Origin of the sequence: Actinoallomurus soli (genome assembly GCF_024055715.1) — a bacterium.
GTDB classification, from domain to species: Bacteria; Actinomycetota; Actinomycetes; order Streptosporangiales; family Streptosporangiaceae; genus Actinoallomurus; species Actinoallomurus soli.
The window spans coordinates 1-14,964 of the sequence record NZ_JAMXMV010000025.1 but is presented as its reverse complement, the minus strand read 5'-3'; the positions used below and the strand labels follow the sequence as shown (position 1 = coordinate 14,964).

Below are 14,964 nucleotides of genomic sequence, written 5' to 3'. Positions count from 1 at the left end.
CCCCGTCGCGGGAACCCGGGCGAAGGTCGGTAAGTTGCCCATCAGAGAAACCCGGCGAAGGGGAGTGGCCGTGTCCTTCCGAAGCCCCGGCTCTTTCAGCCGGATCCGCGTGGGCCGATCACGGCTGCTGGCGCGCGTCATCGTGGTCCTGGCGATCCTGGTGGCGCTCTTCTTCGCGTTCACCGCGATCTGGACCGACGTGCTCTGGTACCGATCCGTCGGGTTCTCCGCGGTCTACACCACGCAGATCACCACGCGCGTGACGCTGTTCCTGTGCGCCGGTCTGCTGATGATCCTCATCCTCGGCGCCAACGTCGTCGTCGCCTACCGCCTGCGCCCGCCGTACCGCCCGGCCTCGGTCGAGCAGCAGGGCCTGGACCGCTACCGCGCCGCGGTGGACCCGCACCGCCGGCTGCTGCTCGCCGGGGTGCTGACGCTGGCGGGCCTGCTGGCCGGGTCCTCGGCGGCCGGGCGGTGGCGCACCTGGCTGGCGTTCGTGAACCGGCAGCCGTTCCACGTCAAGGATCCGCAGTTCCACAAGGACATCTCGTTCTTCGTCTTCACGTACCCGCTGCTGCGGCTCGTGCTCGGCTTCCTGTTCGCGGCGGTCATCCTGGCTTTCGTCGCCGCGCTGATCGTGCACTACCTGTACGGCGGGCTGCGGCTCCAGGGACCGGGGGAGCGGGTCGGGCCGGCGGCGCGCGCGCACCTGTCGGTGCTGTTCGGCGTCTTCGTGCTGTTGAAGGCGGTCGCGTACTGGTTCGACCGGTGGGGTCTGGCCGACTCCCACCGCGGGGTCGTCACCGGCCCCTCGTACACCGACGTCAACGCCGTGCTGCCCGCCAAGACGATCCTCGCGGTGATCGCGCTGATCTGCGCGCTGATGTTCTTCGCCACGCTCGTACGGCGCGGCGCGATGCTGCCCGGCATGGCGTTCGGCCTGCTGGTCCTGTCGGCCATCCTCATCGGCGGCGTCTACCCGCTGCTGATCCAGACCTTCCAGGTCAAGCCCAACGAGGTGGACAAGGAGGCCAAGTACATCGGCCGCAACATCGTGGCCACCCGCCAGGCGTACGGCGTGGCGGACACCCAGGTCACCGACTACGTCCCGAACACCAAGCTGTCGCCGGAGCAGGCCAAGCAGGAGACCTCGACCCTGCCCAACGTGCGGCTGCTCGACCCCGCCGTCGTCTCGCCGACGTACCAGCAGCTCCAGCAGATCAAGGGGTGGTACAAATTCCCCAACCCGCTGGACATCGACCGGTACCCCGGTGACGACGGGACCCTGCGCGACACCGTCGTCGCCGTACGGGAGATCGCGGGCCCGCCGTCCGGCCAGAACAACTGGATCAACAACCACCTCGTCTACACGCACGGGTACGGCTTCGTCGCCGCCCCGGGCAACCAGGTCGACGCCCAGGGCGCGCCGGTCTTCACCGAGAAGGACATCCCGCCGACCGGTTCGCTGAACATCACCCAGCCGCGCGTCTACTTCGGCGAACGCTCGCCGGGCTACTCCATCGTCGGCGGCACCGAGCAGCGCGAGGTGGACTACCCCGACGACAAGAGCCCCAGCGGGCAGACCAACACCGCCTACGACGGCAAGGGCGGCGTCCCGATCGGCTCGCTGTTCGACCGGACGCTGTACGCCCTGCGGTTCAAGGAGAAGAACCTCCTGCTGTCCGGAGCGATCAACTCCAGGTCGCGGATCCTGTACGACCGGACGCCGCGCGAGCGCGTGCAGAAGGCCGCGCCCTGGCTGAAGGTCGACGGCAACCCCTACCCCGCGGTCGTCGGCGGCCGGATCGTGTGGATCGTCGACGGCTACACCACCGCGACGAACTACCCCTACTCGGAGGGCACCAGCCTGGCCGACGCCACGCGGGACACCAACACCGAGAGCCGGGTGTCGGTCGCGGCCCAGGCCGGGGACCGCGTCAACTACATGCGCAACTCGGTGAAGGCCACGGTCGACGCCTACGACGGCACCGTCACCCTCTACGCCTGGGACGAGCAGGACCCGGTGCTGAAGACCTGGATGAAGGCGTTCCCCGGCACCGTACGCCCGCGGTCGGCGATCCCGAACGACCTCCTGGCGCACCTGCGGTACCCGGAGGACCTGTTCAAGGTGCAGCGCGGCATCCTCGCCCGCTACCACGTCCAGAACCCGCAGGCCTTCTACGGCGGCGGCGACTTCTGGCAGATCCCCGACGACCCGACCGGTGAGGGCACCGTCGAGCCGCCGTACTACCTGAGCGTCAAGATGCCCGGCGCGAACGACCCGGGCTTCTCGCTGACCTCGACGTTCACGCCGAAGGGCAAGGTCACGAACCTGACCGCCTTCATGGCCGTGGACAGCGTGCCGACGAGCCCGACGTACGGGCGGATCCGCATCCTCCAGGTGCCCCGCAGCCAGGTGACGCCCGGACCGGAGCAGGTGCAGAACACCTTCGAGAACAACCCGACCGTGTCACAGCAACTGACTCTGCTCCGCGGCCCCGGATCCAGGACCGTCAGCGGCAACCTGCTGACGCTGCCCTTCGGCGGCGGGTTCCTGTACGTCGAGCCCGTCTACCTGCAGGCCAACTCCGGGGGCGGAGCCTACCCGCTGCTGAAACGGGTCCTGGTCTCGTACGGCAACGACATCGGCTTTGGAGCCACCCTCCAGGACGCGCTCGGCCAGGTGCTCGGCGGCGGCGCGACGGCGACCACCGGCCCGCCCCTGCAGGCCAACGAGGACATCCGCGCGGCGATCGACGCGGCGAACCGCGCCTACGGCGACGCCCAGACGGCCCTGAAGAACAACGACTGGGCCGGGTACGGCGAGGCGCAGAAACGGCTGAAGACCGCGCTGGACGAGCTGGCCAGGCTGCAGAAGCAGAGCGGCGCCCGGCCGGCGCCGACGACGTCCGCGACGCCGAGGGCGACGGCGACACCGGCGACGAGCCCGCCGGCGGCTCCGACCCCGACGCCGAAGCCGACGCGGTGAGGCCGCCGATTTGCCAGGGCTCCGCGTGCCCCATAGAGTTGAGCCATCGACGCGGGGTGGAGCAGCTCGGTAGCTCGCTGGGCTCATAACCCAGAGGTCGCAGGTTCAAATCCTGCCCCCGCTACCAGGTCGAGAGGCCCAGAGGATCATCCTCTGGGCCTCTTGTCGTTCCAACCGCTTGCGCCGCCCGCGCCCGCGCCGGAGGCTTGAGCCATGCTCTTCCGCCTTAGACCCCTCGCCGACGTCTCGCCCGCCGCGTGGATCCAAGCGGGGGTCGGGGACTTCGACTCCGGCGTGCACGCGCTGCTGCCCGCCGGGTTCGCGGCGTACGCGCGGCTGCCGCATCCTGCGGAGTCGGCGGACGGGCGGCCGTTGCGCTGGCGGGAGGTCGCCGAACGCTCCGGGCGCGCCGTCGACTCCCATACGCGTTTCACGGACATCGCCGGGCCGGAGGACGAGGAGCCACGGGCCGGGTCGTTCCCCGCGGAGCTGCTGCCGGTCCTCTGCGAGGTCCTGGCGGCGCACACCGGCACGCCGGAGCACTGCTACTTCGGCCTGTGGGACGGCTGGGGCTGGCTCGACGCCGACGGCCCGGTGTTCCACCTGCCGGGCCGCGACCACCTGCTGTACGAAGGGCCCCTCGACGCCGCCACGGAGTTCGGCGACCGGGGGCCGGGCTACTTCTTCCCGCAGTCGCCGAGCCTGATCTGGCCGGAGGACCGGGCGTGGTGCGTGGCGACCGACGTCGACCTGGACTCCACCTACGTGGGCGGATCCGCCCGCCTGGTCGAGGACCTGACGGGCGGATCGCGTCTCGAGGCGCTACCGGCCGAGCTGTCCGACCCGCTCGGCTGACCGCGTCACTTCTTCGTGCATGCCGCGATGTAGACGGTCTTGCTCTGGCTACGGCCGCTCTTGGAGGACGGCGTGTAACCGGGCGGGAAGTTCACCGTCCCGACGGCCACCCCGGTGTAGTGCTGCTTCTTGACGCACCGGCGGGCGGCGTTCTGGCTGATGTAGTTCTTGCCGGCGTTCCGCTTCACGGCGCTCTTCTTGTACAGCGTGTTGTTCTTGTAGAGCGCGACCTGGATGGAGATCCCCGCGACCTTCTTGGTGCACGTGATGTCCGCGGTGACGTTGACGATGTCGCGGTTCTTCGCGTGCGCGTGGTGGGAGTAGTGCGGGTTGTGCGCGGTGATCTTGCAGGTGATCACGTCGGCGGCGGCCCGCGCTCCGGGACCCGCCGTTCGGGTCGCGGTGATGGTGACGGTCGAGTCCGTGGTCGAGGCGTCGGCCGTGGAGAGTCCCACCGTCGAGACGAGCACCGCCGCGAGGCCCCCGACGGCGAGAACACGCACAGGAAGCTTCATGAATTCCCCCTTGGTTCGATGTGCGAGGGGCTCACGTTAGAGGGGAATTCAGCGGCCTTTATGTGTCTTTTGAGGGATTGGACGCGTTTTCCGGGCGACCGAATCAGGTCACTTATCCGTTCTGGTGGAGTCGGCGCGTTATCGCAGTTCTTCTGCTACGGACCGTGGTCCGCTGGACGCTTGCGCACGTCCGGGCTCCCGGCGATCGACGGATCGTCGGAGTCCCAGGCCCGCGCGGGAGCGCTTCCCACGAAGCGATCGTGCGCGGCGTCCGTGCAGGTGGGGCGGGGTTCTCGGAGTGCTGGAAGCGGCGCGGGCGCGGAATCGATTTGCGCCGGGCGCCGGGGCCGCATAACGTATGACCACACCGACGCGGGGTGGAGCAGCTCGGTAGCTCGCTGGGCTCATAACCCAGAGGTCGCAGGTTCAAATCCTGCCCCCGCTACCAGTGAGGCCCGGAGAGTCCGACTCTCCGGGCCTCTTTTTTTCGTACGCGGATATTCGCGCAGGGAACCATCGGCCGCGCGCCACCGTCTATCCGACAAGTCCCGGTCTGATCTCGCCCCCCGTACGGAAGGAAGCGCGGATGCCGGATCGTGCGAAGGTCACGCTCGAGGGCGTTCCGGAGACGCTGCTCTGGAACCTCCACCAGCGCGCGACCGAGGCCAGGCGGCCGGACGCGGTCCTGCACGATCCCAAGGCCGTCGAGCTGGTCGACGCCCTCGACTACCCCTTCGCGGACCGGTTCGGCGCGGCAGGGCTGGGCCAGTGGCAGGCCCTGCGCGCCCGCTGCTTCGACGACGAGGTCCGGCGGTTCCTCGGCGAGCATCCCGACGGCCAGGTGGTGGCGCTCGGCGAGGGCCTGGAGACCCAGTTCTGGCGGGTCGACAACGGCTCGGTCCGCTGGCTCACGGTCGACCTTCCAGAGACCATCGAGCTGCGTGCGCGCCTGCTGCCCGACGACCCGCCCCGGCGGCGGACCCTCGCCGGCTCGGCGCTGGACGAGGAGTGGACCCGGCACGCCGATCCCACGGACGGCCTGCTCCTGTCGGCCCAGGGCCTGCTGATGTACTTCGAGCCCGACCAGGTCCACCGGCTCCTCGCCATGTGCGCGGAGCGGTTCCCGGGCGCCACGATGGTCTTCGACGGGGTGCCGCCGTGGTTCAGCCGCCGCACGGTCGAGGGCCGCATGAAGAACGCCCAGGGCTATCAGGCGCCGCCGATGCCCTGGGCCGTGGACGCCGCGGAGAAGGACCGCATCCGGGCCATCCCGAACATCGCCGAGCTGCGCGACCTGCGCCCTCCGCGGGGCCGCGGCCCGTGGCACGGCGCGCTGTTCCCGCTGCTGAACCACCTCCGCCCGATCCGCGAGCTCGGCGTCACCGGCCTGCCCGTCATGGCCGTCCGGTTCGCGCCCTCGGAGCAGGAGCACCGGCGCCGGTGACGTCTCACGAACGATACGGCCGGTGGACTGATCAACGGAAAGGGTGGTGCCGATGTCCTCGGAGCAGGCCGGTGAGGACCCGGATGAGGCTCTCGTGGCGGCGATCCTGGACGCCGAGCGGGAGGCGCAGCTGGCCGAACTCATGCGTTCGCCGGCTCGCGTCGAGGCACTGATCGAGCAGAACGCGCTGGGGCTCGACTTCGACTTCGCGCTGGACCTCGGCGGCGGACTGGCCGCGCTCGGCTTCCTCGACACGGCCCGGCTCGTGGCCCTGAGCGCGCTCGCCGATGGCGACGCCAAGGTCCTGGCCGCCGGGCGGCTGGCCCTGGGCTGGATCGAGCTCAAGCGGGGCAAGCACCGCAAGGCCCTGGCGGCCATCGACGACGCGGTCGGGAACACCGACCTCGACGTGCTGGCGGAGGCCGCCTACCTGCGCGGCGTGATCCTGGAGTCGCGCGGAAAGCACGCGCAGGCGGCCGCGGAGTACGAACGGGTGATCGGCATGCCGCGGCGCAGGAGCGCGGGATTGGCGGCGCTGTCCCTGGCGGAGATGCTGAGCGCGGCCGGCCACGACGAGCAGGCGGTCGAGGTGCTGGCCGTGGCGCTCGAGTGCGGGGTCGCGCACGTCGTGCCCCAGGCGGCGCTCCAGCTCGCGCTCATCCGCGACCGCTCGGGTGACGTCGAGGGCGCGATCCCGCTCTACCGGAAGGCGATGGAGTCCGGCGTCCCGTCGGCGGCGCCCCGGGGCGCGTTCCACCTCGGTGAGATCCTCCGCGGCGCGGGAGACGTCCCGGGCGCCCAGAACGCCTTCAAGACGGCCTACGCCACCGGAGACCCGGAGTTCGCCCCGAAGGCCGGGATCAACCTCGGGATCATCTACATGGACGCGAACCGCGTGCCCGAGGCGTTCGCCTGCTTCGAGACGGCCGCCGGCTCGCCGGACCGGAACGTCGCGGCGCTCGGGCACTGCTACGTCGGCGTGGTCCTCGCCGACACCGACCCGGCCGCCGCGGAGCGTCACCTGCGCACGGCGATGAAGCAGGGCGACCGGCAGGTCAAGGAGCTGGCCTCCGACGTCCTGCGCCGCCTGGGGCGCTGACACCGCCGTCGTCCCTGTGACACCGTGCGCCCGGACGGGTAGGGCCCAGGCATGGGGCCTATCGAGATCCGCCGCGTCTATGACGAGGCGGAGGACGGGGAGGGCGCGGTCTTCCTGGTGGACCGCATGTGGCCGCGTGGAGTGCGGAAGGCCGACCTGGAGATCGACGGCTGGCTGCGCGACGTCGCGCCCTCCTCGGACCTCCGGCAGTGGTTCGGGCACCGGCCCGAGCGGTTCGCCGAGTTCGCCGAGCGGTACCGCCGGGAGCTCGACGAACGGCCCGAGGCCGAACGCCCCTTGCTCGATGCCGCCCGGAAGGGGCGCGTGACGCTGCTGTACTCCGCGCGCGACACCGAGCACAACCAGGCCGTCGTCCTCCGCGATCACCTCCGGGACAGGCTCGGCGAATAGGTGCGGTGCCGGATCAGGCGGGCGCGCTGGCCGGGGAGCCGTTGACGGTCACGTCGGTGAGGACGAGGCCCTCGACGTTCTCCACGATGTCCGCCGCCGTCGCCGTGTCGAACCGGCAGTGCGCGAGCGTGACGTCCTTGATCGGCGCGTCCGGGTAGCCGCGCATGTCCAGCACGTACTCCGTGGTGCCGACGTGCAGGTTCTCGACGTGGATGCCGCTCACGTCCGGGTTGTACGGGTGGCCGGGCCCCTCGTCGTAGTAGAAGTCGACCTGGATCGCGGCGACGGACAGCTGCCCGACCTCGACGTCCTTCAGGTACACGTCGTGGATGTAGCCGCCCCGCATGGAGTTGGTCTTCAGCCGCAGGCAACTATTGAGGTTCGGGCTGGTCATCCGCAGGTTCCGGGCGAAGACGCCGGCCACGCCGCCGGTCATCTCGCTGCCGATCGTGACGCCGCCGTGGCCGTCGCGGAACTCACAGTCCTCGACGAGGATGTTCCGGCTCGGCACGTTCACACGGCGGCCGTCGGCGTTGCGACCCGCCTTGATCGCGATGCAGTCGTCACCCGTGTCGAAGGTGCAGCCCGTGATCACGACGTCGGTGGAGGATTCGGGGTCGCAGCCGTCGTTGTTCGGTCCGTGGCTGATCACCGTGACGTCGCGGACGAGGACGTTGCGCGACAGGACCGGGTGGATCTCCCACATCGGCGAGTTCACGATCGTGACGCCCTCGATCAGGACGTTCTCGCAGCGGTACGGCTGGATCATGTTCGGCCGCAGGTAGTGCCCGGCGCCGAGGACCCGGTCCCGTACGGGCACGCCCTGGTCGGCCCACTGCTGCAGGAGCGTCCAGTCCGGGCCCTCCTGCGGATCGCCGGGCTTCCAGCCGTACTCCGGCTTGCCCTTCCACGGCCACCACGCCGTGGTGCTCGCCTGCCCGTCGAGGGTGCCGGAGCCGGTGATCGCGATGTTCCGGGCGCCGTACGCGTAGATGAGGGGCGAGTAGTTGTAGCACTCGACGCCCTGCCAGCGGGTGTGGACGGCGGGCAGGTACCGCGCCGGGTCGGGGCTGAACAGGACCGTCGCCCCCTCGCCGACGTGCAGGTCGACGTGGCTGCGGAGCCTGATCGGCCCGGTCGAATAGCGGCCGGGCGGGACGACGACCTGCCCGCCGCCGTGGCGCGCGCAGGCGCTGATCGCCGCCTCGAACGCGCGCGTGCAGTCGGTCGTGCCGTCGCCCTTCGCGCCGAAGTCGGTGATCCGGACGCGGTGGTGGGGGAAGCGCGGCGCGCGCACCCGGCGGCGGATCCGGTCGGCGGCCCGCCACGGGTCGGCGTCGGCGAGGGCGGGCCCGCCGAGGGCGGACGCCAGCAGCCCGCCGCCGACGACGGCGCCGCTGGCTCCGAGGAAACGCCGCCGAGGCCATGATCCGCTCATTGTTCCTCCAGGGGGTCGGTCAACGGATCGCCACGTCCGCGGTGCGGCCGTGAAGAGTGAGTTTCAGCACGACTCCGCCGAACGGGCCGGAGGCGAACGTCCAGCCCTCCCGCGCGGCCCGCAGCGCCCCGGTGTCCGCCGCGCGGGGCAGGGCGCGGCCGTCAACGGTGACCGACCGGGGCGCCTGCGGCAGCAGCACGACGGTCTGCCGTTCTCCGGTGCCGGACACGCGCAGCCGGACGGCGCGGCCCGCCTCCGGCGCGTACAGCGTGCCGCTCAGTCCCGGCCGGGACAGCTCACCGGTCCGCCAGCCGCCGAGCACGCGGGTGTCGAACCCGATCGACGCACCCGCTCGCAGGTACAGCGGGAACTCGTCCAGGCTCGTCTCGCGGGTGATCGTGCGGCCGCCGTCGACGACCTGGCCGCCGTACAGGTCCACCCAGCGCCCGGGCGGCAGGTACACGTCCACCGGCGTCGGCCGGCCCGCCGCGCCGTCGGCGTCGGCACGGTCGGCGGTGACCGGCGCGGCGAGCAGGTCCGGGCCGACCATGAACTCCTGGTCCTGGGCCCACGCGTCCGGGTCGCCGGGGTACTGGAAGCCGAGGGCCCGCAGGATCGGCACACCGGTGCGCGAAGCGTTCCGCGCCAGCCCGTACAGGTAGGGGAACAGCTCGTAGTGCAGGGTCACGGCGTCGCGGAACCGCCGGATCGTGTCGGGGTCGTACTTCCAGGGCGTCGCGTTCAGTCCGGCGCCGCCGACCTCGAACACCGGGCTGACCGCGCTGAACTGCGCCCAGCGGGTGAACAGCGACGGCGTCGGGCTGTTCGTCGCGTTCGCCGGCGACTTCGGGTCGATGCCGCCGGTGTCGGAGCCCCAGGCGAAGTGCCCGGTCAGCGACTCGCTCGTGCCGTACCGGACCGACGTGCGCAGGCCGGCGAACGTCTCGAACACGTCGCTGCCCCACATGCCGTGCGTGTGCTGCGCCGTGCCGGGCACCCCCGCCCGTACGAGGGTCTCGAAGTCGTTCCCGTGCGCCCGCCGCATCGCCTCGGTGACCGCGGACTGGTACAGGTCCGGGTAGCGCAGGTACAGGCCCGCGCCCGAACCGCCGGCGAAGGACGTCGTCTCGAACCGGTACTCCTCACTGCGGTCCTCCTTGGCCATGTCGACGCCCATCTTGAAGATCTTGGTGAGCTGCTCGACGTAGTGCTCGCGCGCGGCCGGGTTCGTGAAGTCGATGTAGTTGGTGCCGGGGACGAGCCAGCCGTTCTTCGCCCAGACGTCGTTGACGCCGGCGCACGAGCCGCCGCCCTGCGCGGACGACGGCGCGCTCACCACGTGGGAGGTCACCCACAGCCCGAACCGGACACCCTGCGCGTGGATCTCGTCGATCATCCTTTGCGGGTCCGGGAAGAACGTCGGGTCGAACTCGCCGCTGTTCGTGCAGGCGCTGCCGTTGATCCGGTGGGTGTTGCCGGCGGGCTGGCGCTCCCACGGGTTGTCGATCCAGATCGTGCCGACCGGGATGTCCAGCCTCTTCAGCTGCGCCACGTCGTCCAGCACCTGCGCCTGGTCGGCGTTGACGTCACGCCACTTCATCAGCGCGAACTCGCTCGCCGGCGGCATGCTCGGCAGGCCCACCGCGCGGTGGTACGCACTGGTCACCGCCGCCGGCGAGCCGGTGTACACGTCGTAGGACAGACCGGCGTCCTTCGCGCAGATCTGCACCCGGTCCGGCTGCGCGGCCGCCGCGACCGGGCAGGGGTACGGCTGCGCCGCGCCGCTCGGCGGTTTCGGAGTGCTCGCGCAGGTCGGCCCGTCGCTCTGCTGCGTCGCGCCGGGGAACGCGAACCGGCCGACGTGGTCGGTGTCGGCCCACAGCCCGTACCCGCCGGAGCTGAGGTAGAAGGTGCTCGCGGACTGCTCCTGGTTCTGGCAGTAGTCGCCGGCCTCGTTGCCCTCCTTGCCCGGGCTCCAGCCGCGGATGTGCCCGCGCAGATCGACGTACGCGGCGGAGCTGCCGCCGAGGTAGTGCTCGTTCCCGCCCGCCGTCAGCGCCTCGAACACGGCGGTGACGTCGCTCGACGGGCTGAACGACCACCGCACCCGCACGCCCTGCGCGGTACGCGTGACCGTGACCGTCGCGGTACGGGCGGGCTCGTCCGTCGCCACCGTGTAGGCCGTGCCACCCCGTACGGACCGCCGGGAGACCAGGTCGGTCAGGCGGTGGTACGTCGCGCCGTCCCGGCTCGTGGCGGACCCGCCGACCTGGTAGGACAGCCGGCCGCCCGGTCCGGCGACCGCCCCGCCCGCCTCCGCGGTGACCGGGCGGCCGTGGTCCAGGAAGGTCAGCCCGAACGGCGCGGCGTCGACCCGCCAGGCCACGGCGGGCGCGCTGGGCTTGGCGGTCGCGCTGGGCTCGGCGGCACGGGCGCCCGGCCAGGCGACCGGCAGCAGGGCGAGCAGGAGAAGGAGACCGGACAACAGGACCGGCGCGCGGCGGCGGAGCCGGGCGGGCGTTCGGCGGCGGATCACGTGCGTGTTCCTCCCACGGTTTCGGTGCTGCGGCGGAGGGTTTCGGCGCTGCGACGGACCGCGGTCTCCGGCGCCGTACGGGACCGGGGCGGGCGGACGCGCCGGCGTCCTCGCGGGTCCGGGGCTCGGCGGCGGGACGTCATCGGGGCCGCCAGCCGCCCAGAACGTGGGCCGGGTCGCTCCACCAGGACGCCTCGGCGGCGGTCAGCGACCGGGAGCACGGCAGGCGGGCGCCCGTGTCGAGCGGCGCTCCGGCCGGGTCGGTGCTCCCGTACTCCCAGAACCGCACGCTCGGCGCCTTCGCGCAGTCGGCGTTGTTCAGCTGCCAGCCGTCGGGCCGGACGTGCGCGTCCATCGCCGTCCGGATGAAGACCACCTGGCTGTCCGGGTACACCGTCGGGTCGATCCGTCCGAGGTACACCGACGCGTCCGGCGCCTCCGGCCCGCGGGTCAGGCGATCGTCGACGAACACGTAACCGGCGTGTGCCCCGTCGTTCCGCGCCTGGGTGACGTAACCGCCGTGCAGGGAGCGCAGCTCGGTGCGCCGGACGAACACCGCGCCGGTGCCCCACACGAAGTCCACGTCACCGGAGATCAGGCTGTCCGTGACGTAGCTGCGGCCCTGCAGGCGGAGGGTGTCCTGGAACGAGTCCAGGGTCACGCGCCGCAGCGTGATCCGGTCGGCGTTGCCGCGGAACGCCTCCGCCTGCGACCCGCCGTACGGCGTGGTGTTGCGCAGCGTGAGGTCCCGCAGCCGGAAGTCGGCCGCCTCCACGCCGTACAGCGCCCGCCAGCAGTTGTACGTGTCGTGACCGGGCAGCGCCTGGCGCGGGCAGACGTCACCCGGATCGGTGGACCCGGCGAGTGCGGTGTCCCCGTTGAGCCGGTTGTTGTTGGCGTACTCGATCACGGTACGGTCCCGGCCCGCCCCGCGGACCGTGAGGTGCGGGCGGTCGGCGCGGACGTAGACGATCTCGCGGTACGTACCGGGGGCGACGTCGATCGACACCGTCCGCGTGTTGCCCTCCGGAACGAAGTCGATCGCGCCCTGCACCGTGCAGAAGTCGCCCCGTCCGTCCGCAGCGACCGTCAGGCGCCGGGTCCCGGTACGGGGCGGGGCGGCCCGGGTCCGGAACCGCCACGTCGTCGGGTCCTGGATGCCGGGGAAGCCGGGGAACACCGCCGCGTCGACCGTGACGTAGTACGTCCGCCCGTAGTCGAGCCGGTGGTGCAGCGTGATCGTCGCGGTGTTCCCCTCGGCGAGCACCGGGTCGTACGCGAAGGAGTGCGGGACCCCGGTGTCGGAGACCGCGTCGCCGATCGTGCGGCGGTACGAGCGCGGGTCGGCCAGGTCGATCGCATCGGCCAGGGTGCCGTCCGCGCGGTGCACCTCGATGCGACCGGAGGTGCCCGGCTCCAGCGGGCGGTCGGCGACGAGCCGCAATGGCGCGTCGACACAGACGCCCCGGCGGGCACCGGCGGGGGAGAACCTCGCGGGCACGGCCGGCCACCCGGCGTGGTCGATGCGGCTCACGCCAAGGCCGGCGGTCGCGGCGGCGGTGGTAGTGATCGCCGCAGTGGCGCCGGCCCGTGTGGCGCCGGCCCGTGTGGTGGCGGCGGTCACTGTGGTGGCGGCGGTCGCTGAGGTGGTCACCGCAGCCACCAGGAGGGGCACCCATCGAGCCGGCGTTCCGCGCATGCCCGCCTCCCCGCTGCGCCGGTGACCTCCTCCGGCCGCGGCGGGCGGGTCACGCCACCGCCGGCCAAGGGCCGGCACCGCGTTCAGAGGAGCCAGGGAAAACCTTTTCCGACCGTCGCACGCCGGTCCGGGGTCGTCAACCCCGCTTCCACCGTCTTTCACGGCGGATCCCCCGCGCCGGGTGGGCGGAACGTATGGTGCAATGCCGCCATGGGCAGGGCGCAGACCGGCACGGGGGCGCGGCCGCCGCGCGCAACGATCATCGACGTGGCACGGGAGGCCGGCGTTTCTCCCGCCACGGTGTCCCGTGTCCTCACGGGCTCCAAGCCCGTTTCGGCAGAGCCGGAACAGCGGGTACGCGCGGCGGTCGCGCGGCTCGGCTACCGGCCGAATCCGGCGGCGCAGGGACTGCTGCGCGGCACCACCTCCGCGGTCGGGGTCGTCGTACCGGACCTGAGCAACCCGTACTTCGCCGAGGTGCTCAAAGGCGTCACGAACGCGGCCCAGCACGCCGACTTCCGCACGCTCGTCGCCGACACCGGGGAGAAGGCCGGCGCCGAACGCGACGCCGCCCTCGAACTGTCCCGGTGGGCCGACGGCATCGTCCTGTGCTCGCCGCGGATGAGTCAGTGGGAGCTCACCGAGCTGGCATCCGCCGTACCACGGCTGGTCTGCGTCAACCGGCGCAGCCGGGGCAGCCGGATTCCGGCGGTGGCGGTGGACTTCGGGGCGGGAGTCGCATCGATCTGCCGCCACCTGCGTGAACTCGGCCACCACCGCGTCGCGTACCTGCGCGGACCCGCACGCGCCTGGTCCGAGCGCGCCCGGCAACGAGCCGTCCGGACGGCCGCCGGGTCGGACCTGGAGATCGTCCAGATCCCGTGCGGATCGAGCAGTGTCGACGGACATCGAGCCGCCGACGCGGCCCTCGCGAGCGGAGCGACGGCCGTGATGGCGTTCAGCGACTACGTCGCCCTGGGCGCGCTCGCCCGGTTCGACGAACTCGGCGTCGCGGTACCGGAGGAGATCTCACTCACCGGCTTCGACGACATCGCGCTCAGCCGCCTGGTCTCCCCGCGGCTCACCACGGTGACGGTCGACAAGCAGGATCTCGGACGGCGGGCCTGGGATCTGTTCGTCGACACCGGCGCCGACGGCAGGATCGGCTCGGTCGTCGAGGTGACGCCGGAACTGGTCGTCCGCGGCTCGACCGCCGCACCGACCGGAGCGCGGGCCTCGCAGCGCGAGACCGCCGGCGACCGGTGACCGCCCACCCGAGGGCCGGTGGAGCGGCGGCACGTGGCGGTTCGCCTGCCGGATCGCTTGATTTGACGGGGTCTCAAGGCGGCCGTAATGTTCTCTTCGCCCCCAGGGGAGCGGGACGCCGGAAGGCGGCCGGCCCGGGGGAACCCACACTGAGTTGTTCGGTTCGGACTCGCGTTCGGACGGGGTAGCATGGCGTGGTCGCCCCGAGACGGGATGCAGGACGCCGGTTGGATCTGGCGGTCGGCCCGGTGGGGATCTTCTGGATGGTGCTGTTGCGGCCGGTTCTGCTGGTCGGGGTGGTTGCTGTCTGGAGGGGGTGTTCCGGTTTCGTGTGTCGATTCCGAAAAGATCTTCGGATCGGGGTTGACAAGCGGAGCGGGGGCGCTAAAGTAGAAGGGTTGCCCCAGACGGGGTCCGGCGGGAGTCGGGTTCCGGACGGTGTGTGTCCGTTTCTTGAGAACTCAACAGTGTGCTAAAAGCCAGTGCCTTTATGGTCCTCGCTGATCATGGTCGGTCCTTCGGGGTTGATTGTGGTTGGTTTGGATTCCTTTGGCAAGTATGATTCTTGCCGGGATTTTTTTCGTTGGGTTTGGCGGTCGTCTTCGCCGATGATCGTCGTTTGGCCTTAACGGAGAGTTTGATCCTGGCTCAGGACGAACGCTGGCGGCGTGCTTAACACATGCAAGTCGAGCGGAAAGGCCCTTCGGGGTAC

The 14,964-nt window shown here is 71.4% G+C and carries 10 protein-coding genes, 2 tRNA genes and 1 rRNA gene; 9 read left to right on the top strand and 4 right to left on the bottom strand.

Annotated elements, in window-relative coordinates:
- The first annotated feature begins 70 nt into the window (after nt 1-70).
- From NDW01_RS36610 to NDW01_RS36600, 3 genes are all read left to right on the top strand, one after another.
- Nucleotides 71-2,989 (top strand): UPF0182 family membrane protein, encoded by a 2,919-nt coding sequence (locus NDW01_RS36610; protein WP_252828944.1) that lies wholly within the window; start codon nt 71-73, stop codon nt 2,987-2,989.
- Nucleotides 2,990-3,039: 50 nt separating this feature from the next.
- Nucleotides 3,040-3,116: transfer RNA gene (locus NDW01_RS36605), tRNA-Met, on the top strand.
- 86 nt (nt 3,117-3,202) lie between these two features.
- Nucleotides 3,203-3,844 carry a hypothetical protein gene (locus NDW01_RS36600; protein ID WP_252828943.1) on the top strand — a complete coding sequence of 214 codons (642 nt, stop codon included), beginning with the start codon at nt 3,203-3,205 and terminating at the stop codon, nt 3,842-3,844.
- 5 nt (nt 3,845-3,849) lie between these two features.
- Here NDW01_RS36600 and NDW01_RS36595 read toward each other — a convergent pair whose 3' ends face one another.
- Complete coding sequence (locus tag NDW01_RS36595) at nt 3,850-4,359, bottom strand: hypothetical protein (protein WP_252828942.1); 510 nt, start codon at nt 4,357-4,359, stop codon at nt 3,850-3,852.
- A gap of 371 nt (nt 4,360-4,730) precedes the next feature.
- Between NDW01_RS36595 and NDW01_RS36590 the strand changes: the two genes are divergently transcribed.
- The 4 genes from NDW01_RS36590 to NDW01_RS36575 all read left to right on the top strand — a co-directional run bounded on the left by NDW01_RS36590 (nt 4,731) and on the right by NDW01_RS36575 (nt 7,313).
- Nucleotides 4,731-4,807: transfer RNA gene (locus tag NDW01_RS36590), tRNA-Met, on the top strand.
- Between the two features lie 138 nt (nt 4,808-4,945).
- Nucleotides 4,946-5,803, top strand: a complete 858-nt coding sequence (locus tag NDW01_RS36585) for a class I SAM-dependent methyltransferase (RefSeq protein WP_252828941.1) — start codon at nt 4,946-4,948, stop codon at nt 5,801-5,803.
- 52 nt (nt 5,804-5,855) lie between these two features.
- Nucleotides 5,856-6,902, top strand: a complete 1,047-nt coding sequence (locus NDW01_RS36580; protein WP_252828940.1) for a tetratricopeptide repeat protein — start codon at nt 5,856-5,858, stop codon at nt 6,900-6,902.
- A gap of 51 nt (nt 6,903-6,953) precedes the next feature.
- A complete protein-coding gene (locus NDW01_RS36575; RefSeq protein WP_252828939.1) occupies nt 6,954-7,313 on the top strand; it encodes a DUF488 domain-containing protein in 360 nt (119 codons plus the stop codon).
- Between the two features lie 13 nt (nt 7,314-7,326).
- On the opposite strand, the gene NDW01_RS36570 is transcribed toward NDW01_RS36575, so the two are convergent.
- The 3 genes from NDW01_RS36570 to NDW01_RS36560 all read right to left on the bottom strand — a co-directional run bounded on the left by NDW01_RS36570 (nt 7,327) and on the right by NDW01_RS36560 (nt 12,941).
- On the bottom strand, nt 7,327-8,751 hold the full coding sequence (locus NDW01_RS36570; RefSeq protein WP_252828938.1) for a glycoside hydrolase family 28 protein: 1,425 nt from the start codon (nt 8,749-8,751) through the stop codon (nt 7,327-7,329).
- 19 nt (nt 8,752-8,770) lie between these two features.
- Nucleotides 8,771-11,287, bottom strand: coding sequence for a TIM-barrel domain-containing protein (locus tag NDW01_RS36565; protein WP_252828937.1), 2,517 nt, complete (start codon nt 11,285-11,287; stop codon nt 8,771-8,773).
- Nucleotides 11,288-11,426: 139 nt separating this feature from the next.
- A complete protein-coding gene (locus NDW01_RS36560; protein WP_252828936.1) occupies nt 11,427-12,941 on the bottom strand; it encodes a pectinesterase family protein in 1,515 nt (504 codons plus the stop codon).
- Nucleotides 12,942-13,196: 255 nt separating this feature from the next.
- Here NDW01_RS36560 and NDW01_RS36555 point away from each other — a divergent pair, with 255 nt between their 5' ends.
- Nucleotides 13,197-14,252 carry a LacI family DNA-binding transcriptional regulator gene (locus tag NDW01_RS36555; protein ID WP_252828935.1) on the top strand — a complete coding sequence of 352 codons (1,056 nt, stop codon included), beginning with the start codon at nt 13,197-13,199 and terminating at the stop codon, nt 14,250-14,252.
- Nucleotides 14,253-14,877: 625 nt separating this feature from the next.
- Nucleotides 14,878-14,964, top strand: a 16S ribosomal RNA gene (locus tag NDW01_RS36550); the annotation flags it as partial.

Excerpts from the sequence above, each read along its gene's own strand:
- NDW01_RS36600 (WP_252828943.1), top strand. The coding sequence starts at position 3,203 with ATGCTCTTCCGCCTTAGACCCCTCGCCGACGTCTCGCCCGCCGCGTGG.
- NDW01_RS36595 (WP_252828942.1), bottom strand. The coding sequence starts at position 4,359 with ATGAAGCTTCCTGTGCGTGTTCTCGCCGTCGGGGGCCTCGCGGCGGTG.
- NDW01_RS36585 (WP_252828941.1), top strand. The coding sequence starts at position 4,946 with ATGCCGGATCGTGCGAAGGTCACGCTCGAGGGCGTTCCGGAGACGCTG.
- NDW01_RS36580 (WP_252828940.1), top strand. The coding sequence starts at position 5,856 with ATGTCCTCGGAGCAGGCCGGTGAGGACCCGGATGAGGCTCTCGTGGCG.
- NDW01_RS36575 (WP_252828939.1), top strand. The coding sequence starts at position 6,954 with ATGGGGCCTATCGAGATCCGCCGCGTCTATGACGAGGCGGAGGACGGG.
- NDW01_RS36570 (WP_252828938.1), bottom strand. The coding sequence starts at position 8,751 with ATGAGCGGATCATGGCCTCGGCGGCGTTTCCTCGGAGCCAGCGGCGCC.
- NDW01_RS36555 (WP_252828935.1), top strand. The coding sequence starts at position 13,197 with ATGGGCAGGGCGCAGACCGGCACGGGGGCGCGGCCGCCGCGCGCAACG.